Here is a 24,196-nt window from a genome sequence, read left to right on the forward strand (position 1 = left end):
TTTAAATCGATTAGAATAAGTATGCACCCAACCATGCAGGACGAAAGAACAGCGATGAGCAGCCAGATCATCCCAGTTGAAGCCTTTGATTGTATCGTGTTCGGCGGTACCGGCGACCTTGCGGAACGCAAGCTCCTCCCGGCCCTCTACCACCGGCAGATCGAGGGCCAGTTCACCGAGCCAACCCGCATCATCGGCGCCTCGCGCAGCGCGCTTTCGCATGAGGATTATCGCAAGTTCGCCCAGGATGCTTTGAAAGAGCATCTGAAAAAGGGCGAATACGACGAGGCGGAAGTCCAGAAATTCCTCCAGCGGATCTATTACATCTCGGTCGATGCCAAGGCCGAAGGGGGGTGGGCGGAACTCAAGAAGCTGCTCGACGACGGCAAGGAGCGCATCCGCGTCTTCTATCTCGCCGTCGCCCCGGGTATTTTCGGCCCAATCTCTGAAAAGATCCGCGACCACAAGCTGATCACCAAATCGACCCGCATCGTCGTCGAAAAGCCGATCGGCCGCGACCTCGCTTCGGCGCTGCAGCTCAACGACATGATCGGCAAGGCCTTCCACGAAGACCAGATCTTCCGCATCGACCACTATCTCGGCAAGGAGACGGTGCAGAACCTGATGGCATTGCGCTTTGCCAATGCGCTCTATGAGCCGCTGTGGAATGCCGACCATATCGACCACGTGCAGATCACGGTCGCCGAAGCGGTCGGCCTCGAAGGTCGCGCCGGTTATTACGATACGGCCGGCGCGCTGCGCGACATGGTTCAGAACCACATTCTGCAGCTTCTCTGCCTTGTCGCCATGGAAGTGCCCTCCTCCATGAATTCGGAATCGGTGCGCGACGAAAAGCTTAAAGTTCTGCGCGCCCTGAAGCCGATCACCGAGGCCAATTGCGAACAGATGACGGTGCGCGGCCAGTACCGCGCCGGCGCTTCCGCGGGCGGTCCGGTCAAGGGTTATCTCGACGAACTCGAAGGCGGCGTTTCCAACACCGAGACCTTCGTCGCCATCAAGGCCGAGATCGGCAACTGGCGCTGGGCAGGCGTTCCCTTCTACATCCGCACCGGCAAGCGGCTTGCAGCCCGCATGTCCGAGATCGTCATTACCTTCAAGCCGATCCCGCACAATATCTTCGACGCAGCCGCCGGCCGCATTTCGGCCAACCAGTTGATCATCCGCCTGCAGCCGGATGAAGGCGTCAAGCAATCGCTGATGATCAAGGACCCGGGGCCGGGCGGCATGCGGCTGCGCAATGTCTCGCTCGACATGAGCTTCGCGGAAGCCTTTTCGGTGCGCAACCCGGACGCTTATGAGCGCCTGCTCACCGACACGATCCGCTCCAACCAGACGCTGTTCATGCGTCGCGACGAAGTGGAAGCCGCATGGCGCTGGGTCGATCCGATCCTCAAGGGCTGGGAAGCGGCCGGCCAGCAGGTGCAGGGTTATACCGCCGGCACCTGGGGTCCGAGCCAGGCGATCGCTCTCATCGAGCGCGACGGCCGGACATGGCATGAAGGTTAAGGGTCATGACCGCGAACATGCATGAATTTGCCGATGCCGCAGCCCTTGCCGCCAGTCTGGCGGACGAGGTCGCGGCACATCTTGAAACCGCGATCCGCGACCGGGGCACCGCCTCGATCGCGGTCTCGGGCGGCTCGACCCCGAAGAAGTTCTTCGAGGCGCTGGCGACCCGGGATATCGACTGGGGCAAGGTAACCGTGACGCTGGTCGACGAACGGTTCGTGCCGGCAGACAGCCCGCGTTCCAACCATCTGCTGGTGTCGTCGCATCTTCTGAAGGACAAGGCGGTCGCCGCCAAGTTCATACCTCTCTACTATGAAGCGCCGTCGATCGATGAAGCGGCCGTGATCGCGACTGAAAAAACGTCCGGCATCGGCCACCCCTTCGACGTGGTGATCCTCGGCATGGGCGGCGACGGCCATACGGCTTCGTTCTTCCCGCATGGGAATAATCTTGCCCGGGCACTTGATCTTTCCGGCCCCCGCGGCGTTCTGACCATGCAGGCGGAAGGTGCCGGCGAAGAGCGACTGACCTTCTCGCTCGCCAGCCTTTCGGATGCCCGTTTCCTGGCGCTGCATATCGAAGGCCAGAGCAAGAAGGACGTGCTCGAAACGGCAAAGGCCGGCTCGGACGAAACAGACATGCCGATCCGCGCCGTGCTTACCCGCGCCGCATCGCCGCTGCAGATTTTCTGGGCGCCTTAAAGCGCCGACTTTCAACGCGAGCAATCCCGGTGGCTTAGGGCCTTTCCGAAGGTCCTGCCCTCCCAAGCCGGGGTTGAGCACAAGAGGACAAGATCATGGCCGCTCATTCCAGCATCGAGGCAATCACCGCCCGTATCGTCGAACGCTCGAAGCCGCATCGCGAAGCCTATCTCGACCGTGTGCGGCGGGCGGCCACGCGGGGTCCGCACAGATCGACGCTCTCCTGCGGCAATCTCGCCCATGGATTTGCGGTCTGTTCCCCCGCCGAGAAGGACGCGCTCGCAGGAGACGTCGTTGCGAACCTCGGCATCATCACCGCCTATAACGACATGCTCTCGGCGCACCAGCCCTATGAGACCTTCCCGCCGATCATCCGCGAGGCGGCGCGGGAAGCTGGCGGCATTGCCCAGGTCGCCGGTGGCGTGCCGGCCATGTGCGACGGCGTCACCCAGGGGCAACCGGGCATGGAGTTGTCGCTGTTCTCGCGCGACGCGATCGCCATGGCGGCTGGCATCGGCCTGTCGCACAACATGTTCGACGCGGCGGTCTTCCTCGGCATCTGCGATAAGATCGTGCCCGGCCTCGTCATCGCGGCGCTCTCCTTCGGCCATCTGCCCTCTGTCTTCATTCCCGCCGGGCCGATGACCACCGGGCTTCCGAATGACGAGAAGTCACGCATCCGCCAGCTTTATGCGGAGGGCAAGGTCGGCCGCGCCGAACTGCTCGAAGCGGAATCCAAGTCCTATCACGGCCCCGGCACCTGCACGTTCTACGGCACAGCCAATTCCAACCAGATGCTGATGGAGATCATGGGCTTCCATATGCCCGGCGCCTCCTTCGTCAATCCGGGCACGCCGCTGCGCGAAGCACTAACCCGCGAAGCCGCCAAGCGGGCGCTCGCCATCACCGCTCTTGGCAACGAATTCACGCCGGCCGGCGAGATGATCGACGAACGTTCGATCGTCAACGGCGTCGTCGGCCTGCATGCGACCGGCGGTTCGACCAACCACACGCTTCACCTCGTCGCCATGGCGCGCGCCGCCGGCATCCTGCTTACCTGGCAGGATATATCCGAGCTTTCCGATGTCGTGCCGCTGCTTGCCCGCGTCTATCCGAACGGGCTTGCCGACGTGAACCATTTCCATGCCGCCGGCGGCATGGGCTTCCTGATCAAGCAGCTCCTGAAGACCGGCATGGTGCATGACGACGTGCGCACCGTCTTCGGCCATGGGCTCGAAGCTTATACGGTCGAGGCAAAGCTCGACGCCAACGGTCAGGTGACGCGCGAGGCGATCCCGGACCAGAGCGGCGACCTCAAGGTGCTGGCGCCGATCGAAACGCCGTTCCAGTCGAATGGCGGCCTCAAGATGCTCAAGGGCAATCTCGGCAAGGCGGTCATAAAAATCTCCGCAGTCAAGCCGGAGCGGCATATCGTCGAAGCGCCCGCGATCGTCTTCCACGATCAGCAGGGGCTGCAGGACGCGTTCAAGCGCGGCGAATTGAACAGGGATTTCATCGCAGTCGTCCGTTTTCAGGGACCGAAGGCGAACGGCATGCCGGAACTGCACCGCCTCACTCCGCCGCTCGGCGTTCTCCAGGACCGCGGTTTCAAGGTGGCGCTAGTGACCGACGGTCGCATGTCGGGAGCCTCTGGCAAGGTGCCGGCAGCGATCCACATCACCCCGGAAGCCTCGGATGGCGGGCCGATCGCCAAGATCAAGGACGGTGACATGATCCGCCTCGATGCGGTCGCCGGCACGCTGGAAGTGCTGGTGGACGCTGCGGAATTTGGAGCCCGTACCCCCGTCGTCGTCGATCTTTCCGACAACGAGTTCGGCATGGGCCGCGAACTCTTCGCCCCCTTCCGCCGCCATGTCGGCACCGCGGATATGGGTGCCAGCGTGTTTGCATAACCCGTTGGTTGCCGACAGAAACGAAAACGGCGGCCGTGGAGCCGCCGTTTCCATTTCAGGTCTGAACCGGGTTACCAGGAGCGGATATCCAGCGTCCGGTCGCGATGGTTCGGATGGGTCGAGAATACGAAGATGCGGTCCAGTTCCTTCTGCTTGAGCAGCGACAGGAATCGCACTTCGATCGTGTTGTTGGCGTTGGTGCGCATCAGCAGGCAGCCGACCTTGGAAATACGCGCGTCGGGAATGTCGAGATAAAACTGCTTCGGCAGATTATACTGGGTCAGGATGCCGAGAACGGCGCCGCTCATCGAGATCCGGATGACGTCACAGCGGCGCTGCGCCATGTTCATCACGCCATTTTCCGTATATTCGATACGCGCCGCATTCATTGTGTCTTCCATCTTGAACCGGGCTTCCCGGTCGTACATGAAAGACTCTTCCTTGTTCAAAAAATGATTTTTGTTACTTGGAGTCGCACTCACGACATCCCTCCATTGCTTAATGGAAGGAAGCCTAGCCGGCGAAATTTAACAGAGTGTTTTGAAGTCCCAAATCAGAACAACTCCTACTGCATATCGCAAGATCACAGTAAACGGATGGTTACTCCTAGATGCGGTAGGCCTTACCTTCTGCATCGAAAAGGTGCAGTTTCTTGAGGTCTGCTGAGAAGCGCATCGTCTCGCCCTTCTTCACCTGTAGAATGCCGGGGATCTTGGCGATGATCGGCTCCTGATCAGCCAAGCCTTCGATATAAAGCAGCGTCACCTCGCCGAGCGCCTCGATGATTCCGATCTGGCCTTCGAAGAGATAGTCCTCGCCTGAGGCAATCGACAAATCTTCCGGCCGCACTCCGAAACTGGCCGTCTTGCCCTTTTCCGAAGCCGCCGTCGGCACCGGCAGGCGCACCGATTTTCCGCCCTTCAGCGCAACCGTGGTCGTCTCGCCGGTTTCCGTAACCGTGGCCGGGATGATGTTCATAGCCGGCGAGCCGATGAAGCGGGCGACAAAGAGGTTTTGCGGCCGCTCGTAAAGTTCGAGCGGGGCGCCGACCTGTTCGATCCGGCCGGCCGAAAGCACGACGATGCGGTCGGCGAGCGTCATCGCCTCCACCTGGTCGTGCGTCACGTAGACCATCGTCGTGTCCGGCATCGAATCCTTCAGCTTGGCGATCTCGATGCGGGTGGCGACGCGCAATGCCGCGTCGAGATTGGAAAGCGGTTCGTCGAACAGGAAGACCTTCGGATCGCGGCAGATGGCGCGGCCGATGGCGACGCGCTGGCGCTGGCCGCCGGACAGTGCCTTCGGCAGGCGGTCGAGATAGGGAGTGAGCTGGAGGATATCGGCCGCCGCACGCACCCGGCGGTCGATCTCGTCACGGCTTTCCTTGGCGATCCGCATGCCGAAGGCCATGTTGTCGTAGACCGTCATATGCGGATAAAGCGCGTAGGACTGGAAGACCATGGCAATGCCGCGCCGCGACGGCGGCACCTCGTTGACGAGTTGGCCGTCGATGAACATCTCGCCGCCGGTGATGCTTTCGAGCCCGGAGATCATCCGCAGCAGCGTGGACTTGCCGCAGCCTGACGGCCCGACAAACACCACGAATTCGCCTTGGCTGATCTCCAGGTCGATGCCGTGCAGCACCTTCACCTGGCCATAGGCCTTGCGGATATCCTTCAGAACGACACCAGCCATGCTTTCCTCCCCTTTGTCATCGTTACGCGTGATGGGCGAAGAACGCCCCCCAGGCCGGTAGTTCGACACGCCTGCCTTCAAGCCCGCTTTCGAAGCCGTGGCCGGTCAGCACTTCCCAATCGCCGGCCGGCAGCTCGGTTGCCGTTTCCGTCGCGCTCATGTTGAACAGGCAGAGCACCGTCTCGTTTCCGTGTTGGCGTTTGTAGCCGAGAACAGCGCCGTCCTCGGCCAGGAACTCGATGTCACCCTTGGCAAAGGCCGGATGCTGCTTGCGGAAGGCGAGGAAGCGCCGGTACTGCTCGAGCACCGAGGCCGGGTCGCCGTATTGAGCGCCAACGGCCCGAAGCTGATGTTCGACCGGGATCGGCAGCCAGGTTTTCTCCGCTGTGGAGAAGCCAGCCTGCAGCGCCTGGCTGTCCCAGACCATCGGGGTGCGGCAACCGTCGCGGCCCTTGAATTCGGGCCAGAATTGGATGCCGTAGGGATCCTGCAGGTCGGCATAGGCGATGTCGGCCTCGGTCAATCCGAGTTCCTCACCCTGGTAGATGCAGACGGAACCGCGCTGGGACATCAGGATGGCCGACGCCATCTTGGCGTAACTGTCGCGATCGAGAACGTCGTGACCCCATCTACTGACATGGCGTACCACATCGTGGTTGGAAAACGCCCAGCAGGCCCAGCCGTCCGGTGCAGCGATGGAGAACGCTTTCTGCACCTCGGAGACCCGCGCCGGCGTCAGCGGATCAGGCGCCAGGAATTCGAACGCGTAGCACATCTGCATCTTGTCGTTGCCGGACGTGTATTCGCCGACGATTTCCAGACCACGCTGGCTGTCGCCCACTTCGCCGACGGCAGCAATCGCCGGGAACTCGTCGAGCACTGCGCGGAAGCGCCTGAGGAATTCCAGGTTCTCCGGCCGGTTCTTGTCGTAGAGATGCTCCTGGAAATTATAGGGATTCACGGCCGGCGCGGTCGAGGCGTTGCGGCGCGAGGGATCGAGCGCCGGGTTGTCGCGCAGGTCCTTGTCGTGGAAATAGAAGTTGATCGTGTCGAGCCGGAAACCGTCGACGCCGCGTTTCAGCCAGAAGCGGGTCATGTCGAGCAGCGCGTCCTGGACTTCCGGATTGTGCAGATTGAGGTCCGGCTGCGAGGTCAGGAAGTTGTGCATGTAATATTGCATGCGGGTCGGGTCCCAGTGCCAGGCCGACCCGCCGAAGATCGACAACCAGTTGTTGGGCGGCGTGCCGTCCGGCCTGGCGTCGGCCCAGACATACCAGTCGGCCTTGGGATTGAAACGGCTCGACCGGCTTTCGATGAACCAGGCGTGCTGGTCGGAGCTGTGCGACATGACAAGATCGATCATCACCTTGATGCCGAGCCGGTGCGCCTCGGCAATCAGGCCGTCGAAATCCGACAGCGAACCGAACATCGGATCGACGTCCGTGTAGTTCGAGACGTCGTAGCCGAAATCCCGCATCGGCGACGGGAAGAAGGGCGAGATCCAGATGGCGTCTGCGCCGAGCGCTGCCACATGCGGCAGGCGGGCGGTGATGCCCTTCAGATCGCCGATACCATCACCGTTCGAGTCCTGATAGGAGCGCGGGTAAATCTGATAAATAACGGCCCCACGCCACCAGTCCTTGTCCGGTGCTGCGGGGGCTTCTGCTGAAACGCTCATTCAATGTCCTGTTGTCGTTCGATGTTGATCAGCCGCCCTTGACGGAGCCGGCAAGCAGTCCGCGGACGAGATATCGCTGAAGGGCGAAAAAGACGATAATCGGCACAACGATTGTTATGAAGGCCGAAGCTGTCAGGATTTCCCACTTTCCACCCATGGAGCCCAGAAGCGCGTTCAGGGCGCCGGTGAGGACCAGTTGGTCCTTGCCGGTGCCGAGGAAGACCATGGCGACGAGGAGGTCGTTCCATGTCCAGAGGAACTGGAAGATCGAGAAGGACGCGAGCGCCGGGAACGACAGCGGCAGGATGATCTTGACGAAGATTTCGAAATCGCTGGCGCCGTCGACGCGGGCGGATTCGATGATTTCCCGCGGCAGCCCGGAAATGTAGTTGCGCAGAAGATAGATCGCGAGCGGCATGCCGAAAGCGGAATGCGCAAGCCAGATGCCCGCGTAACTGCGAGACGGCACGCCAAAGAAATTGCCGATCTCATTGTACATCTTCAGAAGCGGAATAAGCGACATCTGCAAGGGCACGACGATCAGCCCGACGACCAGGGCGATGATCAGGGCACGGCCGGGAAACTCCATCCACGACAGGGCATAGGCTGCAAAGGCGGCGATCAGGATCGGAATGATCGTTGCGGGAACCGCTACCGTCAGCGAGTTGACGAAGGACTGGCCGATCCCTTGGGAGGTCAGCACCGTGCGGTAATTTTCGGTGGTGAAGGATGGCGGAGTGGCAACGGACAAGTAAACGCGTTTGCCGCGGCCCTCGAACGGCGCATTCTTCGAATAGGTATAACTGCCGTCTTCGTTGATGGTCAGCGTCTCGCCATTGCCGATATCGGCGGGCTGCCCCGCTGTAAATTCCGTCGGAGCGGCAACGCGGGTACCAAAGGCGCGCACGGTGCCGCCCTTCCCTCCCTCGAAGGCCGAACCGGAAATGACGTAGTTCGCGCCTTCCTGCTTGGCTGTCGAAGGCTCGCCGAGGCGTGCGGCACTCGTCTCGGCGGCGCCCGTAAAGGCGGTCCACCAGCCCGAGGCGGTAATCTGGCCCGCTTCCCGGAAGGAGGTGACGAGGATGCCGAGCGTCGGGATCAGCCAGATGATGCAGATGACGAGCACGGAGACGTGGACGATAAGGCGCGGAAGGCCGATACGGCGGAGGCTTGCGGCTGCACTCATCTCAATGGCCTCCCATTTCCTTGTTCGCCTGGCGGATGTTCCAGATCATGATCGGCGTGACGGCGGCCATGATGACCAGCGCGATGACCGCGCTTCGGCCGCTGTCGCCCCCGCCGCGGAACATCCAGTCGAACATCAGGTTTGCGAGAACCATGGTGTTCCACTGGCCGTTGGTCATGGTCAGCACGATATCGAAAACCTTGAGCACAAGAATGGTGATCGTCGTCCAGACGACGGCGATCGTGCCCCAAATCTGCGGCACCATGATCTTCCAGAAGATCTGCCAGCCGCTGGCGCCGTCGATCACCGCCGCCTCGATCGTCTCCTCGGGAATGCCGCGAAGTGCGGCCGACAGGATGACCATGGCAAAGCCCGTCTGGATCCAGATCAGGATCGCCATCAGGAAGAAGTTGTTCCAGAACGGCAGCGAGATCCATACCTGCGGCGAGCCGCCAATGGCCTGCACGATGGCGTTGAGGAGGCCGATCTGCGTTTCTGTGCCGCCGCGATATTCGTAGATGAACTTCCAGATGACCGAAGCGCCGACGAAGGAAATCGCCATCGGCATGAAGATCAGGCTTTTGGCGATATTGCCCCACCAGATGCGGTCGGTCAGAACCGCGATGACGAGGCCGAAGAAGGTACACGCCGCCGGCACCACGGCGAGCCAGAGGATGTTGTTGAAGATGGACTGGCGGAACTGCGCGTCCTGGAGTGCCCAGCGATAATTCGCGAGGCCGACGAAATTGCCGCCCGACCGGTCGTAGAAGGAAAGTATGAAGGTCGCGACGACCGGGTAAACCAGATAGACGACCAGCAGGATCAGCGCCGGGCCGAGGAACAGCCAGGGGCGCACCATGGCGCGGCGGTTGAGATTAACGGAGGCGGCGCGGACATTGTCCACCGGCACGGGAAAGACTGCTTGCAGGATCTTGTCGGAGAGCCAGTAATACAAGGCACAGACGAAAACGCCGGCGATCACGACGCCGACGGCTGAAACGATCTGCGATATCATCCCTCTCCCCTTTTCACCGTATTTGCGTAGCTTTTGCTTGTACCGCGCCGGCGTCCGGCGCGGTCATATTTGAGAACCTATGGGGAAGCTTACTTCAAACCGTCCCATGCCTTCTGGATGTCGGTCCCCACCGTCTTTGCATCCTTGCCGCCGACATAATCGACCATGCCGGTCCAGAACGCTCCGGCGCCGATCTTGCCCGGCATCAGGTCGGAGGCATCGAAGCGGAAGGTCGTGGCGGTGGTCAGGAGTTCGCCCTGTTTCTTCAGCACCTCATTGGCGTAGGTATTCGAATTGGCCTCCTTGAAGGGCGTCAGGAACGATGACTGCGCCATCCAGACCTCGTGGGCGATCGGCGTCTTCAGGAATTCGATGAACGCCTTGGCGGCCGGCGAATCCTTGGTGATTGCGAACATCGTGCCGGCGCCGAGGACCGGCGTTCCAAGCTCCGGCTTCGAAGCGTAGGTGGGCAGGTAGAAGAAGTCGGCATCGGTGCCGAGTTTCGTACCCGGCGGGAAGAAGGACGGCACGAAGGATGCCTGGTGATGCAGGTAGCACTTCGGAGGAATGCCGAAGAGGCCCTTCGGGCTGTCGCGGAAGTCGGTGGAGGAAACGGCAGCAACCCCGCCGCTCACATATTTCGGGTTCTTGGCGAACTTGCCGAATTCATCGATCGCGCCAATGACGGCCGGATCATTGAACTTGACCTCGTTGCTCACCCACTTGTCGTAGACTTCCGGCTTCTGGGTGCGCAGCATCATGTCCTCGACCCAGTCGGTCGCCGGCCAGCCCGTCGCGCCGCCGGAGCCGAGACCGATGCACCACGGAACTCCGCCATCCTTGACGATCTGGTCGCTGAGCTTGATCAGGTCCTCCATGGTTTTCGGAACCTCGTAGCCCGCTTCCTCGAAGTTCTCGGGCACATACCAGACCATGGATTTGAAATCGGCCTTGAAGGGGAAACCGAAATAGGCCTCCTTGCCGTCCTTGCCCTTGTAGGTGCCGTAACGGATCCAGTCCCCGCCCGAGCCATAGTTGGTTTTGACCCAGTCGGAGTTCTCCTGGCCGAGCGAGGTCAGGAACCCCTTGGCGGCAAGATCGGCCAGCAGGCCGGGTTGCGGAATGATGGCGATGTTCGGCGGAGAACCGGCCTGCGTGTCGATGACGATCTGCTGTTCGTAGTTTTCCGACGAGGAATAGCGGCCATTGATGCCGGTCGCGGCATTAAAATAGGCCAGAACGCTGTTGAAGAGCACCTCGTCCTCGCCGCGCCAGGGGCCGAAAAGCGTCAGGCTCTGCCCCTTGAGATTGGCGTGGGCAGCCTTGTAATCCTCATAGCTCTTCCAGTTAAATTTCGAATCCTGGCCGGGCGCGAATTTCAGCTCCTGGGCGACCGCGCCACCGGCAACGAGCGCTGCCAGCGCGGTGCCGATCCAAAATGATGCCTTCATGAAATAACCCTCCCGTTGTCCCGACTTTTGCTACCTTGCCGGGAGTTCACAACACGGGAGAGATTTAACGCTCTTGCGGAGGAGTCAACCCCTTCGCAAGCGACTTGGAACAAATGAAAAAATCCGTTCGCGCAGGATCAGAATCCGGGTGCGGTTTTGCCGGCTGTGCGATAGGCGGCGATCACGGTGTTTGCCATCAGCATGGCGATCGTCATCGGGCCGACGCCGCCCGGAACGGGGGTGATGGCACCAGCGACTTCGGCGGCTTCCGCATAGGCCACATCGCCGACCAGCCGGGTCTTGCCCTCACCCTTGTCGGGAGCAACCACGCGGTTGATACCGACGTCGATCACGGTCGCTCCCGGCTTTACCCAGTCGGCCTTGACCATCTGCGGGCGGCCGACGGCGGCAACCAGGATATCGGCGTTGCGGCATACGGATCCAAGATCCTTCGTCTTGGAATGCGCCATGGTGACGGTCGCGTTGGCAGCCAAGAGCAGCAGCCCCATCGGCTTGCCGAACAGGTTGGAACGGCCGATGACGACAGCGTTGAGGCCGGAAAGATCACGGCCGTGTATACGGTTGACCAGAAGCATAGCGCCGGCCGGGGTGCAGGAAATCAACCCGGTCGCCAGGTCTCCGGTGGCGATCTTGCCGGCGTTCACGACGTGCAGACCATCGACGTCCTTCTCCGGCGAAACCGACAGGATGACCGGCTCGGCGTTAAGGTGCTTCGGCAGCGGGAGCTGGACGAGAATGCCATGGATGGATGGGTCGGAGTTGAGCTCGGCCACCAGCTTTTCAAGCGTTTCCTGGCTGGTGTCCTCGGGCAGGCTATGCTGGATCGATTTGAAACCGCACTGCTTGGCCATCTTGCTCTTGGAATTGACATAGGCGTGGCTGGCCGGATCGTCACCGACGATGACCACCGCAAGGCCCGGTTTCACGCCGGTTTCGTTTTCGAGCGAAGCCGATGCCTCGGTCACCGCCGCGATTACAGATGCTGCCGCCTCCTTACCATCGATCACCACAGCCATGCGCACCTCCCGCTTGAAACGGCCACCAATGTATACATTGAGCATGTTCTCAATTTGCCCATCAACGCCCTATGCTGGTCGCAGACAGCAAATGCAAGCGGATTCGATGTCGCAGGCTTGTTATCCTCGGGAGGCGTTCCGGCGGTCGGAATAGACCTGAACCCGTTCGCGCAACTCCGCCATGTTACGGCGAAGCTCGCGAAGTTCCTCCGCCTTCCGGACCTCCTCCGGCGATGGAACCGGGCGACGAGGTGCGCCATAGGACGGCCCATCGGCAAGACGGCCCGCCATGACGGCGGCGACCAAGAAAGGAAGCTCCGCCTCCGAAGCCGGACGGCGATTGACCATCAGCATTTCGCGGATGTGATCGGCAAGCGGACTGTCGTTGGCCGGCGCCGGATGGCGCGGGCGCCGGGAAGGCTCCGGCTCATAGGTCGGCCGATCGTAAGCCGGGTCCTCGGAGAGGAAATCCTGTTCGTCCAGATGCTCCGCAAGCAAGTCCCGGTCAACAATCAGCGCGGGCTCGTCGGCCTGATCCATTTCGTCGGCGGAGCTCGCGGGCCGCAGCGTGCGGCGCCTCAAAAAGACCAGGGCGACGCCGAGGGAGAATCCGATCAAGGCGCCTACGCCGGAAAGCTCGGCGGATGAGGGACCCATCACGGCCGCGGATGCAGCCACGGCCGGAACGACGACCGAGACTTTGGCCTTCGATGCCTTGGCTTCGGAGCCGTGCAGCGCTTCGAGGTAATTCCGCCGCGCCTCGTCCACGGCAGCTTCGAGAGCCGCAAGCCTTGTTCCGGAGTCGGCTATTTCCTTGTCGTCGGGTTTCTTTGCCTGCCGCGCCTTGAGCTCCGCCAGATGTTTGGCTGCCGCGGCCTCTTGCTGACGAAGTGAGCTTCCGAGCTGCTTCAGCGCGTCCTGAATGTCGTTTTTCACATCCGCCAGCGCTGCCTGAGCCGCAGCAAGCCGTGGATGACGCGGGCCGAGATCGCTCGAAAGCTGGTCAACGGCAAGCTTTGCCTCGACATGCCTCTGCCGCTGATAATCGAGGCCGGTATATTCGAGACTGTCCGGCAGGGGCTTGTTCAGCACGTCCGAAAGCTTCATGGCGGACGCCTGTGCCGCCTTCTGCTTCAGCTCGCCCAACTGCGCCGTCACCTCGTTTATCTCTGCCGCGAGCTGCTGTCCCTCGCCCTCGGTCCGGCGCAGTTCGGCGAGCTTCTGCGCGTCGGTCTCGGCGATGAAGCCGGAAAGAGCGGCCTGCGCATGTTCGAGCGTCTGGCGCAGCTTCTCCACGACCGGTGCGGAAGATTTCGTACCTGAGAAGGCAATTTCATCGTGAAAAGTGTCGCCGAGCATGTTGGCGATGCGAGCCGCCTCTTCCGGCTCTCCCGCCGTGACGGAGATCGCAAGCTGGCCGGCGCGGCGGTCGTAGCTCGTTACGATCGCCTGAGAAAGTCGCTCGCGCAGCCGGTTCTCGGCCTCGGACACCGTCATCGCCTCACCGGAGACGATATCGGACACGATCCTGACGACGCTCGGGCGGTCGACCGAAAACTCGCTGTCACGGCCAAGATTCAGCGCGCGGATGACGTTGTCGAGGTTGGTCCTGGAGCGGAGCGCGGCAGCAGCCGTATTGATCGAGCCTTCGCTCGCCGCTTCGACCTTCAGTCGGGTCTCGGCGCTGAACTGATGCGGAACCGTCTCGACGAACAGCAGCGGCAAAAGAGCGCCGATCACCGTGAGGGCGCCGACCTTGAGGGCGGTGGATCGCAGTCCGGCGAACACGGAACCGTTGCCGGCGAGCAGTGCTGCCGGGTCAGGGTTTCGGTCGTCTTCGATTTTCACCGACTGATACATGGGATGACCGCGCTAATCTGAGACCGCCGGCATCCCGCGGGCAGTCCTCTGATTAAGGCAGTCTAAAATTTCATGGCAAAGAAAAGGTTAACCCGTCAGGCGAAAGACGGGAGCTGCGACGAGACTGCCGCCGTGGGCAGCATGCGTGCCGATCTGCCATCGATGAAGCCGGAGAGCCCGGTCCCGGTCATGACCACCAATGCGGTGCGGACCGAAGCAAGCCGGCGTTCGATCCGCCGTTCCTGGGCAAGGCTCGCCGCATCGACGAGGATAAGATCGAAACCCTGCGAGATATCCTCGTCGAGCGCGACCACCGCCACGTCATGCCAGGGCGCGTGGCGGGCAAAATGCTCGCGCAGCGCCTCGGTGCGACCGCTATCTTCGCCGACTATGCCGATGCGATGGCGCTTTTCCAGAAAACTCAAAAGGGCCGGCACGAAGGTTTTGGCCGAGAAGCGCACCGGCGCCGGTTTTTCATGACGCGCTTTGGCGAGGATACCGAAAGCGCGTCCGCCACCCGGCAGAAGCACCCTACGGCCCAACTGATTGCGATAGGCAGGATCGACCATCTGGCGCAAGGCCGTCCGCCCGTCCAGGAAACCGAGCGTGGTACGGTTGCCGCGCAGCGCGATGAGGCTCTCCACGAGGCCGAGCGCGGCATTCCATCCGAGATCGCATACGCGTTGGCCGACCAGGGTCCGGGCCGACGCGGATGCCAGGAAGTCTCCGGATGCGTTCATCGATACACTCCCATGGGGCAAGACCAACTCGTCCCCAAGGTCTAACAGCGCGCTCTGAAATCGCCTTTAAATCGATTGGTAAAATGCGAGCCATCGCCATATTTCCGAGGCTCCTGCAACAAAAAGGCCGACCATCAAGGCCGGCCGGTATTCGCTGTATCGACGCCGGGGCGGTCGTCAGTGGCCGGTCGTGGGCGACGCTTTCGGATCTTCGATCTTCACGCCCTCGACAATCTTCTTGCCCGGGTTCGGGTTCTTGTTGCCGCGCGATGCGTTGTTACGGATGTCTTCCTTGGAGAGGTAGTCGAGCTGTTCGACCAGGACCTCCGCCACCAGTCCATCGCCGAGCTTCTTGTTGAAGTTGTCCTTGATGCTGGTGCGGAATTCTTCGAGGTTGAACGCGCCGGGCTTGCTGAGATCGACCATCTGGTTGCCGATCAGCAGCGTGAAAAGCTGGTCCGTCGTCAGTTCGGTGATCGGCAGCTTGGTATTCTTGATCTTTTCCTTGTCCATCATGAACGAGACACGGCTCAGGAAATACCCGGTGATGGCACCGTCCGCGATCATCGGAATGGTGATCGATTCGCCGCGCACCAGTTCGAGAAGCTCCTTCCGCCTGGCCTCTTCGTCGACCGGCGCAGGTGCTGCGGACATCTGCACGGAGAAATACACCGCCCCAAGCGTGACGATGCAGACCCATAGACCAGTGAGAAGGAGCTTGACCATCAGGCCTCGCCGTAGGTGAACTGTTCTTGGGTGTAGGTACCGTCGTCGTCCGCATCGCGGGCAGCGTTCTTCAAGAGATCGGCGACAGCGCGAACAGCGTGAAGATGCGCCTCGACCCGGCGGGCATTGAGCGCCAGCTTGCTCTTCAACCCGTGCATCTGATCGATATGGCCGGTGGCAAGCTGCTTCGGATCGGTGCCGCGGAACAGCATGGTCAATTCGTAGAGGCAGCGGCTTTTGTGCGCGTTCGACACTTTCAGGTCGAACTCCGGATCGCGGCCGATCCGTTGATTTTCGTTGTCGATTATCATCTCCAACCGGCCAAGCACGGTCTTGATGCGATAATCATTCGAAACAACTTCCATATTCTCTGCCCCAGTCTGATACATGTCAGGCCTCATTCTTCTTTTCGACGCCGAGAACCTGTCGCTCGAAATCGGTGATCATGCTCATTGCGCGGCTACGATCAGTTTCATTGGTGGTCGGATTGACCGTGGCCTGACGTTCCGCACGGGCGAGCGCCTGCGAATACATCTGCTCGGCAATACCGACGCCGCCCTTTTTCGACATCTCGTCGGCGATCTTCTCGGCCATCATGCTCTTCCAGAATTCACCGGCGGAGCCCTTGCCGTAAACTTCCTCGGTCTCCTTTGGGAGCATGGAATTCACGAATGTCGAAAGAACCGATGCTTCAAACTTGCGGTACTCCTCCGGCATTTCTGCGACCTTCTTCGGTGCCTCCGGATTGCCGAGACCCGCCGCCGTGCCGGGCGTGTCGATGAATTTCATGGCGGCACCAAAACCCTTGCCGTTTTCGGCAAGGCTGGTCGCGGCAAAGGCCGCCTTGTTCGCCTTGAGCTTGGCCTGCGCTTCCTGAACGGCCGTCGGATCCGCGGCGCGGACGACGTCCATGACCAGATCGCTCGGGAGTGAAATCGCCACGTCAACTCCTTTCATGACTGCCGCGAGCCGCATCCCTAAAGGTGCAAGAGCGCAGCAACAGATTGAAATGGCACATGATCCCGCCCGACCTCGATCGAACCGGCAATCAGTGCAATGACGAGACTATGAAGGTCGAAGCTTGCTGGAGGCTGGCCAGTCTATTTCACCTGCTCAAGGGCGAGCGTGATATCGATGAGCTCGTAGATCGCATCGTCGGCCACTTCGCGGTCTTCGTGATCACGGGCGTCCTTCATGTTCTCTTCCAGGCGGTCAGCCTTGGTCCGCTCCTTGAGCACCTTCATTTCCTGGATCTGCTGGACGCCGGCAAGCTGGCGTTCCTTGGTGGTCAGGCGGCCGAAACGTTCCGAATAATGCTGGGAGAACTGCCGGTGTACCGGGTTCATCGAGCCGATCGCATCGATGACGTCTTCCATCGACTGATTGACTTCGGCACGGTATCGGGTCGTCGCAGCAAGCTCGTGTTCGGCCATCGTCTCGAGATGCCGCTGGACCGCCACGAGGCGCTTGAGCTTGTCCGACCGCTTGACTGGGCCTGCCATTGCGATCTCCTAGAAGGACCTGAAGATCGGCGCGAAACCATCCGCGTACTGGCGGATAAAGGCGGCGATCGACAGATAGAGAAGGAAAAGCCCTCCCATCAGCAGAAAGGGCGTCGAGATGAAGAAGATCGGGATCTGCGGCGCCATCTTGTTGATGAGGCCGATCGCCACGTTGAACATCAGGCCGAAGATCAGGAAGGGGCTTGCCAGCCGCAACATGATGATGGTCGACGCGCGCAGCGTATCTGTCAGCGTGATCAGTATCTTCTGCGGATCGATCAGCGCGCCGACCGGCGTCGCCGCGTAAGAATCGACCAGCGCGCGGAACACGATGTGGTGGAAGTCCATTATGAACAGCAGCAGCAGGCCGCTCAGCGTCAACAGAATGGTCAGCTGGTTTTCCTGCGAGTCTTCGAAAACGTCATGACCGCCCGGCGCCGTGAAACCGATCGACATGGTCAGGATCGTGCCGGCGAATTGCATGCCGAGCGTATAGAGCCGGGCTATCAATCCATAGACCGCGCCGATCGAGGCCTCGGTGAAGATCAGGCCGAGATAGGTGGCAGTCGGCTCGGAGGCTTTTGGATAAATCTGATCCCAGAGGACCGGCAGCACGGCCATGGACAGGGCGACCGCCACGAACAATCGCACCTGAACCGGCACGCGGCCGCTTCCCAGCCCCGGAAGAACCATCACGCACGTACCCATGCGGCAAAACGCAAGGAAAAGTGCGAGAATGGTCCCCTGCGGGTCTGTGATCATGCGAGAATCGTCCTTTGCGGACAGTCTATCACGAAATGGCGCCCAGTATCTTGATTTCGAGGCCCTTGGCGAGTTCCACATGGGAAAGAACCGGCAGGGTCGCGAACAGCCGCTCGATGATCATGCGGACGTAGGACCGCGTTTCCGGCGAGGTGACGAGCACGAACGGCAGGCCGCGGTCCATGAATTCGCGAATGACCTTGGTCGCCTGTTCGCTGAACTCTTCGAGCGTGCGCGGATCGATGTCGAATTCGACCACTTCGCCCTTGCCGTCGCGCTTGAGCGCCTGGTGGAACAGCATGTCCCATTTGTTGCCGAGACGGAGTACGCGCAGCACTCCGTTGTCGGCGAGGTCGCCGCAGAGCTGCTGCGACATGCGAACACGCACGTGCTCGACGATCTGCTCCGTCTTGCGCACATGCGGAGCAAGCTCGGCAACCGCTTCCAGGATGAGATGCAGGTTGCGGATCGAAACGCGCTCGGCGAGCAGAAGCTTCAGCACCGCCTGCAGGCCGGAATAGGACATGTGCGACGAGCAGATCTCGTCTGCGAGCTTCTTGTATTCCGGATCGAGACGCTCGATCAGGATCTTCACGTCCTTGTAGGAGAGAAGCTGCGGCAGGTTGTTGCGGATGACTTCCGACAAGTGGGTCAGCACGACCGAGACGTTGTCGATCGGGTGGAAGCCTTCACGCTTCAAGTCTTCGGCGAAGGTTTCGAGAATCGACACCGCCGGCATGCCGAAAGCGGGTTCGCGGATCTCGTCGCCCGGAATGCTCGGCTTGCGGCCGGACCCGGTGACCACGAGGACGTCGCCAACCCGCAGGGCGTTCGACGCGATGGTCGTGCCGTGGATACGGATCTGATAGGATTTTTCCTGGATCGAGATGTCGTCCGTAACCTTGATTTCCGGCACCACGAAACCGTACTGGGTCGCGAACTTCTTGCGCATCTTGCCGACGCGGAAGGCGAGCTCCTGGTGAGCGCCAAGCAGACGGGTGGACACCTGCTTGCCGAGAGCGAGCTCGATTTCGGACGTCTTGAGAACCGACTTGACGGAGTCCTTCTCCATCTCCTTGGTCTGGACGACCTTCTGCTCCTCGTCTTCGCGACGAGCCTTGTTCTCCGCCTCGATACGGCGCGGAACAAGCCAGGCGCCGAAACCCATCAGGCCGCCGAGCGCCATGAAGGGCAGGAAGGGCAGTCCGGGGACGATTGCCAGAAGCGCCATCAGGCCGGCCGACATCGAAAGGGCGCGCGGATAGCCGCTCAGCTGATCGACGACGGCCTTGTCGGTGGAGCCGGCGGTGCCGCCGCGGGTGACCAGGAGGCCGGCTGCGAGCGAAACGATGAGGGCCGGGATCTGCGTGACGATACCGTCACCGACCGACAGCTTGACGAAGACATCAGCGGCTTCGCCGATCTGCATGTCGTGGCGGAAATAGCCGATGATGATGCCGCCGAAGATGTTGATGGCGGTGATGATGAGGCCGGCGATCGCATCGCCGCGAACGAATTTCGACGCACCGTCCATGGCACCGAAGAAGGAGCTTTCCTCTTCCAGCTCGGAACGCCGGCGCTGGGCTTCCTTCTCGTCGATGATGCCGGCGGAAAGATCCGCGTCGATCGACATCTGTTTGCCGGGGATGGCGTCGAGGGTGAACCGGGCGCCGACTTCCGCGATACGGGTGGCGCCCTTGGTGATGACGATAAAGTTCACGGTGACGAGGATCATGAAGACGATCACGCCGATCACGAAGTCGCCGGACATGACCAGGCCCGCAAAGCCCTGGATCACGTTACCGGCAGCGCCATGGCCCTCGTTGCCATGCGACAGGATCACTCGCGTCGTCGCGATGTTGAGCGACAACCGCACCATGGTGGCGATGAGCAGGATGGTCGGGAAGGACGAGAAGTCCAGCGGCCTCTGGATCCACAGCGCCACCATCAGGATCAGCACCGAAAACGCGATCGAGAAGGCAAGGCCAAGGTCGATCAGGAACGGCGGGATCGGCAGGAAGAGGATGCAGAGGATGGCGACGATGCCGCCCGCAAATCCGAGGTCGCGACCGTTCGGGGCTACTTTCGGAATGGATAATGAAGGTGGTTGCGCCATGACTTCCCCGTCTCTTCATGAGATGGCGGCAGGAAATACTCCTACCAGTTCATGTCCTGACTAAAGGGCGAAGCTTGCGCGAAGGTGGGTAGATGAAAAAGGACAGGCGGGCAGCAACCGGGTCAGAACCCCGATTGCACCCGCGAGAATACCAGATTGGCAAAAAGATTGATCTGGCCACCGATAAACGGCGCGGTAATGCCGATCGTGATCATGATGGCGACGATTTTCGGCACGAAAGTCAGCGTCATCTCCTGGATCTGCGTCAGAGCCTGGAGAAATGCGATCAGCACGCCCACGACCATCGCCACAAGGACCGCGGGACCGGAGGCGATCAGGATCGTCCAGATCGCCGCCTGCATGATATCAAGGGCATCGGCTTCATTCATTGCGCCGGTTCCGTCTGCTTTAAGGTTTCGGCATCATGCCGCGTCGTCTTGGTCACCGGCGTCGGCAGTGGTCGCCGGAGGTTGATTCGAAAGAATGATTCCAGGCTGTATGAGAACCTTATCACCCTTGTCGGTGATCGCCACCAGACCGTCGGAATAGATTTCCACCTGTTTGATCATGCCGGTGGTCTTGTCGTCGGCGCTGGTGATGTACTTGCCGATCATATCGGCGGCCTGCGAGAACGAGTTCGCCTGGATAAGCGACTGCAGGTTCGAGTTCATCTTCACGGACTGCTCGACCTGCGAGAAGGTGGCGAGCTGGGCAATCTGCTCGCTCGCGTCCATCGGATCGGTCGGATCCTGATACTTCATTTGGGCGATGAGGAGCTGCAGGAAGTTGTCGTAGTTCAGGCCTGCGGCCGACGCGTCGGACGATGCTGCCTTGCCATTGCCCGATGCATAAGGGTTGTTGGTGTTGATCGAGTCTACCGCCACGGTGCGATCTCCTTGCGAATCCGCTCGACAGTTGCCGGCGCGATTTCCCGATTGTTGAGGATGCGGTCCTCGATGGAGTAGAGCGCGCGGATTGCCTTCAGAGCGTCGAAGGCGCGGCCCGATGCAACCATGCCGTCGATGCGCTTGAGTTCCGCCAGCATCTCATCATCGGTAAAGCAGGTCAGCAGCATGGCCACCGACTTGCGGAACAACGTCGTCGACTGTTCCTTGCCCTCGGGGTTGATGAGCGTCATCTGGGCGATAAAGTAGAGCTGCCGAAGCGGCGTCGTCGCATCTTCCGGCTGAAGAACATGGTTCTCCAGGAGGAACGTGACGTCATTGAGAAATTCCAGCGCGACCTTGCGATCAACGCGCAGAACCGCGCCGTTGATGAATATCCGCTCGCCGGATTTCAAAGAGATGCGAAGCGTACTTTTCATTTAAGTCCATCCCTGATGATGGTGGTCACATCGATAATGCCCTGGAAATTCGTCGATTCACGGTTTCTGATCTTTTCGCATTCCTTCAATATCCAGATTGCGATCGAGATCAGATCCGCACGAAGTTCATTGGCCAACTCGTTATCCGGATGCTTCAGATCCTCGACAAAACGGATCCAGACACGCCGGGTATAGAACAAAGCCTCAACCGTGGTGCGCGTATAGTTCTTCTCATCGCGAGCCGCGATCAGAAGATCGATAGAGCGATCCAGGGCCTGCCGCTCGCGATCCTTGGCGTTGGCAACGCCGTCCTCCATGATCTCGGCATATGAAAATTGGTACATTCATGTATCCTTCGTCACGAGCCTTCCTTTATTCATCAAAGGAAGTTGGCCAGGCTCAGCTGCTGTATCTTTGCCGTTACTGTATATGCAGTTTCGAGGAGCGTCTTCATCGTGTTGAGACGGGTTGCCGCCTCTTCGGGATCGACGTTCTCCATCGATCCGAGGCTGGTCGTCAGAATGTCTTTCTGCGCCCGCAACCTTTCCTCAGCCTTGGAGACGCGTTCGGTATAGATACCGACCGACGTCCGCTGCTGGTTGATGCTGCCCTCGCTGTTCATCGCCTTGTTGATGACGCTGGTGGTACGCGTGGCCACGGCTGCACGGGCGTCCTTGTCCATCCCGGTCTGCAGGTATTCCATCGAGATGATCGACGCGAAAGCGAAGTTCCGCATCCCCTGGCTGTTGGCATTGGTCGAGCTTTCGACCACTTCCGTCGGGCTGATGCGGCTCTTCATGTTCTCGTCGCTGGCATCCGAGAAAAAGGTCTTCCAGAAATCCTGGCCTGCAACCGCCGCCGGATGAGGCGGGCTTGTCAACGGCGCAGAACCATTGAACTTGGCTTCCAGATCATCCAGGAAGCCGTTCATCTGGGCCTGCGTCATCTGCTCCTTGCTCGGGATGGCATTATCCGAAAGGTACTGAGTAAGCTCGGCAGCGACTGCGGCCTTGGCCGGCGATCCAGGCGCGAAATAATCATCGAGCGGCTTCACGTCGGAATTGATGCCGGAGAAGATATATTCCCCCTGAACGGCAGTGTTTGCAAAGTTGGTGAATGCGTCCAGCGCGTCGGACATGGCCATGCGAGCCGTCGAAAGGCTCGTCTCGTCGGCCGAGCTTCCGAGCGTCAGGATCGCGCTCTGAATCTTCAAACCCTGCTCGTTCATGCTCTTGAGCGCGAGCTCGGCGGTTTCGAGACGCTGCGTCGCAAGCGCGGCCGTGGTCAGAAGCGAGTCGGTACGGGTGATGTCGCGGGAAAGATCGATTGCGCGCGAGGTGTTGGCGCCAAGCGTGACGCCGAGATCGGCATGTTTCTGGCTCACCGCCTCCTGGTTCGCCTTCACCATCTCGCGCTGAACGTTCGAGATGGAGTTTCGCATCGTGGTCTGGATTGACAATGTGGAAATGAAAGAGGTCTTCATGATCAGCTCGCAATATCCAAAAGGGCTTTCATCATATCGTCGACCGTCGACATGAGCTTGGCTCCCGCCTTGTAGGACTGCTCGATATCGAGAAGCAGCGACAGTTCTTCGTCGAGGCTGACGCCCGTGTTGCTGGAAAACGCTTCCAGACTGCGCGACAACATGGCCGTCTTCGTCTCGTCGGCAGCAGTCGCCGTGCTGCGAAGCTGCTCGAGCCAGCCCATGGAATCGGCGGCAAAAGAGAGGACGTCCGGCGCATCGGCGATTTCCGTGTCCGTATCGAAGACCATCGGGCCGGTCAGGTTTTGGTTGTACTTGTCGAGGAGATCCCCGTAGCTGCTACCGCCGGTGTTCACGATGTAGGCCGCACCATTGATGCCGCCGTCGCGCACCTTGTCGGGCGTGCCCGCCGGGGGGACCACTACCGGGTTGACGAAGATCTTCGAGGCGAGGCCCGGAACGATCGTGCCGGCCGCGGGAATGGCCGTCTGCTGCACACCGGCGCCATCCTTGTACGTGAAGAGACCGGTCTGCGGGAGCAGTGCGCCGGTCGGGCCGGTTTCCGCGAACGAGGTGATCAGACCTCGAGCGATTTCGTCGAGCTGGCTCTGGAACGTCGGTGCGATCTTGTCGCGGATCTGCATGTGGGCCTGGAGCGAGCCCTTGGCGGTCGTGTTGCCCGAATCCCCGGCCTTGAGCGCCACGCCGTCGATATAGACGCCGCTGCCGGTCGTCGATGCGTCGAAGGCTGCGGTCTGCTGGAAGGTCACCTTGCGCGGTACCGCCTCGAACAGCGTCGTGCCGTCCGTGGTGTAGAGCACCATGTCGTTGCCGCCGCGGGTATAGGACGTGACCCCGACGATTTCGGAGATTTTCTTGACGAGGCCGTCGCGCTCATCAAGGGAGTCGTTCGGATCCGTGCCGCTGGAGACCGCGTTCTTAACCTGGTTGTTGACAGTCTCGAACTTCGCAAGCAGCGCATTCAGATCGGTGACGTTCTGCTTGATCTGATCGTCCGCATCCTTGCGGATCTGCTGAAGCTTGTCGGAGGCGATGTTCAGGCCGGCCGCAACGTCCCGGGCACTTGAAATGAAGGCAATGCCGATGCCGGTATCGTTCGCCTTTCCGGCAAAAGCATCAAGATTGTTGCGGAAGGCGGCGATCAGCTTGGCGGGAGAGAGCTCGTTGTCGTTCCCCCCCATCAGGTTCTTGATTTCCTGCAGGCCGTCCAGCACCGTCCGCTGGCCGCTTGCGATCGACGAGCTTGCAATCGTCTGGCGCAACAGCGGCTCGCTGTGGGATCGTGTAATGTCGCCGATTATGGCCCCGTTGCCGCCGGTCACGACCATTGCGGATCGGCGGGTGTAATCGGGGTTCTGTGCATTAGCGATGTTCTTCGCCGATACAGCCGACTGCGTGCCGGAGTTGGTGAAGATCGACTGTGCCGTAGACAATGCTGATGCGAGCGACATTTTTT

General features: G+C 60.6%; 24 protein-coding genes. 3 read left to right on the top strand and 21 right to left on the bottom strand.

From position 1 onward, the window contains the following. Window positions 1-54: 54 nt before the first annotated feature. The 3 genes from zwf (at window position 55) to edd (ending at window position 4,144) form a co-directional block, all read left to right on the top strand. Window positions 55-1,527: a glucose-6-phosphate dehydrogenase gene (zwf, locus tag ABCW43_RS08205; protein ID WP_345922924.1), complete on the top strand. Its 1,473-nt coding sequence runs from the start codon at window positions 55-57 to the stop codon at window positions 1,525-1,527. 5 nt (window positions 1,528-1,532) lie between these two features. After that, window positions 1,533-2,231, top strand: coding sequence for a 6-phosphogluconolactonase (gene pgl / locus ABCW43_RS08210; RefSeq protein WP_345922925.1), 699 nt, complete (start codon window positions 1,533-1,535; stop codon window positions 2,229-2,231). Window positions 2,232-2,326: 95 nt separating this feature from the next. After that, complete coding sequence (gene edd, locus ABCW43_RS08215; RefSeq protein ID WP_345922926.1) at window positions 2,327-4,144, top strand: phosphogluconate dehydratase; 1,818 nt, start codon at window positions 2,327-2,329, stop codon at window positions 4,142-4,144. A gap of 71 nt (window positions 4,145-4,215) precedes the next feature. On the opposite strand, the gene ABCW43_RS08220 is transcribed toward edd, so the two are convergent. The 21 genes from ABCW43_RS08220 to flgK form a co-directional block, all read right to left on the bottom strand. After that, window positions 4,216-4,572, bottom strand: coding sequence for a hypothetical protein (locus ABCW43_RS08220; RefSeq protein ID WP_037085252.1), 357 nt, complete (start codon window positions 4,570-4,572; stop codon window positions 4,216-4,218). A 178-nt stretch (window positions 4,573-4,750) separates the two neighbouring features. Then, a complete protein-coding gene (locus ABCW43_RS08225) occupies window positions 4,751-5,839 on the bottom strand; it encodes an ABC transporter ATP-binding protein (protein ID WP_345922927.1) in 1,089 nt (362 codons plus the stop codon). Window positions 5,840-5,861: 22 nt separating this feature from the next. Next, complete coding sequence (gene bglA / locus ABCW43_RS08230) at window positions 5,862-7,517, bottom strand: beta-galactosidase BglA (RefSeq protein WP_345922928.1); 1,656 nt, start codon at window positions 7,515-7,517, stop codon at window positions 5,862-5,864. A gap of 28 nt (window positions 7,518-7,545) precedes the next feature. Then, the gene (locus ABCW43_RS08235; RefSeq protein WP_345922929.1) at window positions 7,546-8,703 is read right to left on the bottom strand and encodes a carbohydrate ABC transporter permease; all 1,158 of its coding nucleotides are present in this window, start codon (window positions 8,701-8,703) and stop codon (window positions 7,546-7,548) included. Between the two features lies 1 nt (window position 8,704). Next, on the bottom strand, window positions 8,705-9,718 hold the full coding sequence (locus ABCW43_RS08240) for a carbohydrate ABC transporter permease (protein ID WP_345922930.1): 1,014 nt from the start codon (window positions 9,716-9,718) through the stop codon (window positions 8,705-8,707). A gap of 89 nt (window positions 9,719-9,807) precedes the next feature. Further along, on the bottom strand, window positions 9,808-11,169 hold the full coding sequence (locus ABCW43_RS08245) for an ABC transporter substrate-binding protein (protein WP_345922931.1): 1,362 nt from the start codon (window positions 11,167-11,169) through the stop codon (window positions 9,808-9,810). A gap of 137 nt (window positions 11,170-11,306) precedes the next feature. Continuing rightward, window positions 11,307-12,206 (bottom strand): bifunctional methylenetetrahydrofolate dehydrogenase/methenyltetrahydrofolate cyclohydrolase FolD, encoded by a 900-nt coding sequence (folD, locus tag ABCW43_RS08250; protein WP_345922932.1) that lies wholly within the window; start codon window positions 12,204-12,206, stop codon window positions 11,307-11,309. Between the two features lie 120 nt (window positions 12,207-12,326). Further along, window positions 12,327-14,054: a GumC domain-containing protein gene (locus ABCW43_RS08255; protein WP_345922933.1), complete on the bottom strand. Its 1,728-nt coding sequence runs from the start codon at window positions 14,052-14,054 to the stop codon at window positions 12,327-12,329. Between the two features lie 107 nt (window positions 14,055-14,161). Then, entirely contained in the window at window positions 14,162-14,806 is a 645-nt protein-coding gene (locus tag ABCW43_RS08260; protein ID WP_345922934.1) for a hypothetical protein, read from the bottom strand. 177 nt (window positions 14,807-14,983) lie between these two features. Continuing rightward, entirely contained in the window at window positions 14,984-15,532 is a 549-nt protein-coding gene (locus ABCW43_RS08265; RefSeq protein ID WP_345922935.1) for a hypothetical protein, read from the bottom strand. Continuing rightward, window positions 15,532-15,897, bottom strand: a complete 366-nt coding sequence (locus ABCW43_RS08270; protein WP_037085524.1) for a hypothetical protein — start codon at window positions 15,895-15,897, stop codon at window positions 15,532-15,534. Before ABCW43_RS08270 ends, ABCW43_RS08265 begins: the two co-directional genes overlap by 1 nt. 25 nt (window positions 15,898-15,922) lie before the next feature. Continuing rightward, window positions 15,923-16,474, bottom strand: coding sequence for a rod-binding protein (locus ABCW43_RS08275; RefSeq protein ID WP_345922936.1), 552 nt, complete (start codon window positions 16,472-16,474; stop codon window positions 15,923-15,925). Between the two features lie 158 nt (window positions 16,475-16,632). Continuing rightward, the gene (locus ABCW43_RS08280) at window positions 16,633-17,034 is read right to left on the bottom strand and encodes a hypothetical protein (RefSeq protein WP_046628243.1); all 402 of its coding nucleotides are present in this window, start codon (window positions 17,032-17,034) and stop codon (window positions 16,633-16,635) included. Between the two features lie 9 nt (window positions 17,035-17,043). Continuing rightward, window positions 17,044-17,796 carry a flagellar biosynthetic protein FliR gene (fliR, locus tag ABCW43_RS08285; protein ID WP_345922937.1) on the bottom strand — a complete coding sequence of 251 codons (753 nt, stop codon included), beginning with the start codon at window positions 17,794-17,796 and terminating at the stop codon, window positions 17,044-17,046. 28 nt (window positions 17,797-17,824) lie between these two features. After that, entirely contained in the window at window positions 17,825-19,912 is a 2,088-nt protein-coding gene (gene flhA, locus ABCW43_RS08290; protein ID WP_345922938.1) for a flagellar biosynthesis protein FlhA, read from the bottom strand. Between the two features lie 122 nt (window positions 19,913-20,034). Next, complete coding sequence (fliQ, locus tag ABCW43_RS08295; protein ID WP_037085216.1) at window positions 20,035-20,301, bottom strand: flagellar biosynthesis protein FliQ; 267 nt, start codon at window positions 20,299-20,301, stop codon at window positions 20,035-20,037. 33 nt (window positions 20,302-20,334) lie between these two features. Further along, window positions 20,335-20,796: a flagellar hook assembly protein FlgD gene (gene flgD, locus ABCW43_RS08300; RefSeq protein WP_345922939.1), complete on the bottom strand. Its 462-nt coding sequence runs from the start codon at window positions 20,794-20,796 to the stop codon at window positions 20,335-20,337. Next, window positions 20,787-21,236, bottom strand: a complete 450-nt coding sequence (gene flbT / locus ABCW43_RS08305) for a flagellar biosynthesis repressor FlbT (RefSeq protein WP_345922940.1) — start codon at window positions 21,234-21,236, stop codon at window positions 20,787-20,789. Before flbT ends, flgD begins: the two co-directional genes overlap by 10 nt. Next, the gene (flaF, locus tag ABCW43_RS08310; RefSeq protein WP_037085209.1) at window positions 21,233-21,580 is read right to left on the bottom strand and encodes a flagellar biosynthesis regulator FlaF; all 348 of its coding nucleotides are present in this window, start codon (window positions 21,578-21,580) and stop codon (window positions 21,233-21,235) included. Before flaF ends, flbT begins: the two co-directional genes overlap by 4 nt. A gap of 35 nt (window positions 21,581-21,615) precedes the next feature. After that, a complete protein-coding gene (locus ABCW43_RS08315) occupies window positions 21,616-22,719 on the bottom strand; it encodes a flagellar hook-associated family protein (protein ID WP_345922941.1) in 1,104 nt (367 codons plus the stop codon). 2 nt (window positions 22,720-22,721) lie between these two features. Next, on the bottom strand, window positions 22,722-24,191 hold the full coding sequence (gene flgK / locus ABCW43_RS08320; RefSeq protein WP_345922942.1) for a flagellar hook-associated protein FlgK: 1,470 nt from the start codon (window positions 24,189-24,191) through the stop codon (window positions 22,722-22,724). Window positions 24,192-24,196 lie beyond the last annotated feature (5 nt).

The sequence above is a fragment of the Neorhizobium tunisiense genome (genome assembly GCF_039631515.1).
Lineage (GTDB): Bacteria > Pseudomonadota > Alphaproteobacteria > Rhizobiales > Rhizobiaceae > Neorhizobium.

Coding starts and splice junctions, on each gene's coding strand:
- zwf (WP_345922924.1), top strand. CDS start 55: ATGAGCAGCCAGATCATCCCAGTTGAAGCCTTTGATTGTATCGTGTTC.
- pgl (WP_345922925.1), top strand. CDS start 1,533: ATGACCGCGAACATGCATGAATTTGCCGATGCCGCAGCCCTTGCCGCC.
- edd (WP_345922926.1), top strand. CDS start 2,327: ATGGCCGCTCATTCCAGCATCGAGGCAATCACCGCCCGTATCGTCGAA.
- ABCW43_RS08220 (WP_037085252.1), bottom strand. CDS start 4,572: ATGTACGACCGGGAAGCCCGGTTCAAGATGGAAGACACAATGAATGCG.
- ABCW43_RS08225 (WP_345922927.1), bottom strand. CDS start 5,839: ATGGCTGGTGTCGTTCTGAAGGATATCCGCAAGGCCTATGGCCAGGTG.
- bglA (WP_345922928.1), bottom strand. CDS start 7,517: ATGAGCGTTTCAGCAGAAGCCCCCGCAGCACCGGACAAGGACTGGTGG.
- ABCW43_RS08235 (WP_345922929.1), bottom strand. CDS start 8,703: ATGAGTGCAGCCGCAAGCCTCCGCCGTATCGGCCTTCCGCGCCTTATC.
- ABCW43_RS08240 (WP_345922930.1), bottom strand. CDS start 9,718: ATGATATCGCAGATCGTTTCAGCCGTCGGCGTCGTGATCGCCGGCGTT.
- ABCW43_RS08245 (WP_345922931.1), bottom strand. CDS start 11,169: ATGAAGGCATCATTTTGGATCGGCACCGCGCTGGCAGCGCTCGTTGCC.
- folD (WP_345922932.1), bottom strand. CDS start 12,206: ATGGCTGTGGTGATCGATGGTAAGGAGGCGGCAGCATCTGTAATCGCG.
- ABCW43_RS08260 (WP_345922934.1), bottom strand. CDS start 14,806: ATGAACGCATCCGGAGACTTCCTGGCATCCGCGTCGGCCCGGACCCTG.
- ABCW43_RS08265 (WP_345922935.1), bottom strand. CDS start 15,532: ATGGTCAAGCTCCTTCTCACTGGTCTATGGGTCTGCATCGTCACGCTT.
- ABCW43_RS08270 (WP_037085524.1), bottom strand. CDS start 15,897: ATGGAAGTTGTTTCGAATGATTATCGCATCAAGACCGTGCTTGGCCGG.
- ABCW43_RS08280 (WP_046628243.1), bottom strand. CDS start 17,034: ATGGCAGGCCCAGTCAAGCGGTCGGACAAGCTCAAGCGCCTCGTGGCG.
- fliR (WP_345922937.1), bottom strand. CDS start 17,796: ATGATCACAGACCCGCAGGGGACCATTCTCGCACTTTTCCTTGCGTTT.
- flhA (WP_345922938.1), bottom strand. CDS start 19,912: ATGGCGCAACCACCTTCATTATCCATTCCGAAAGTAGCCCCGAACGGT.
- fliQ (WP_037085216.1), bottom strand. CDS start 20,301: ATGAATGAAGCCGATGCCCTTGATATCATGCAGGCGGCGATCTGGACG.
- flbT (WP_345922940.1), bottom strand. CDS start 21,236: ATGAAAAGTACGCTTCGCATCTCTTTGAAATCCGGCGAGCGGATATTC.
- flaF (WP_037085209.1), bottom strand. CDS start 21,580: ATGTACCAATTTTCATATGCCGAGATCATGGAGGACGGCGTTGCCAAC.
- ABCW43_RS08315 (WP_345922941.1), bottom strand. CDS start 22,719: ATGAAGACCTCTTTCATTTCCACATTGTCAATCCAGACCACGATGCGA.
- flgK (WP_345922942.1), bottom strand. CDS start 24,191: ATGTCGCTCGCATCAGCATTGTCTACGGCACAGTCGATCTTCACCAAC.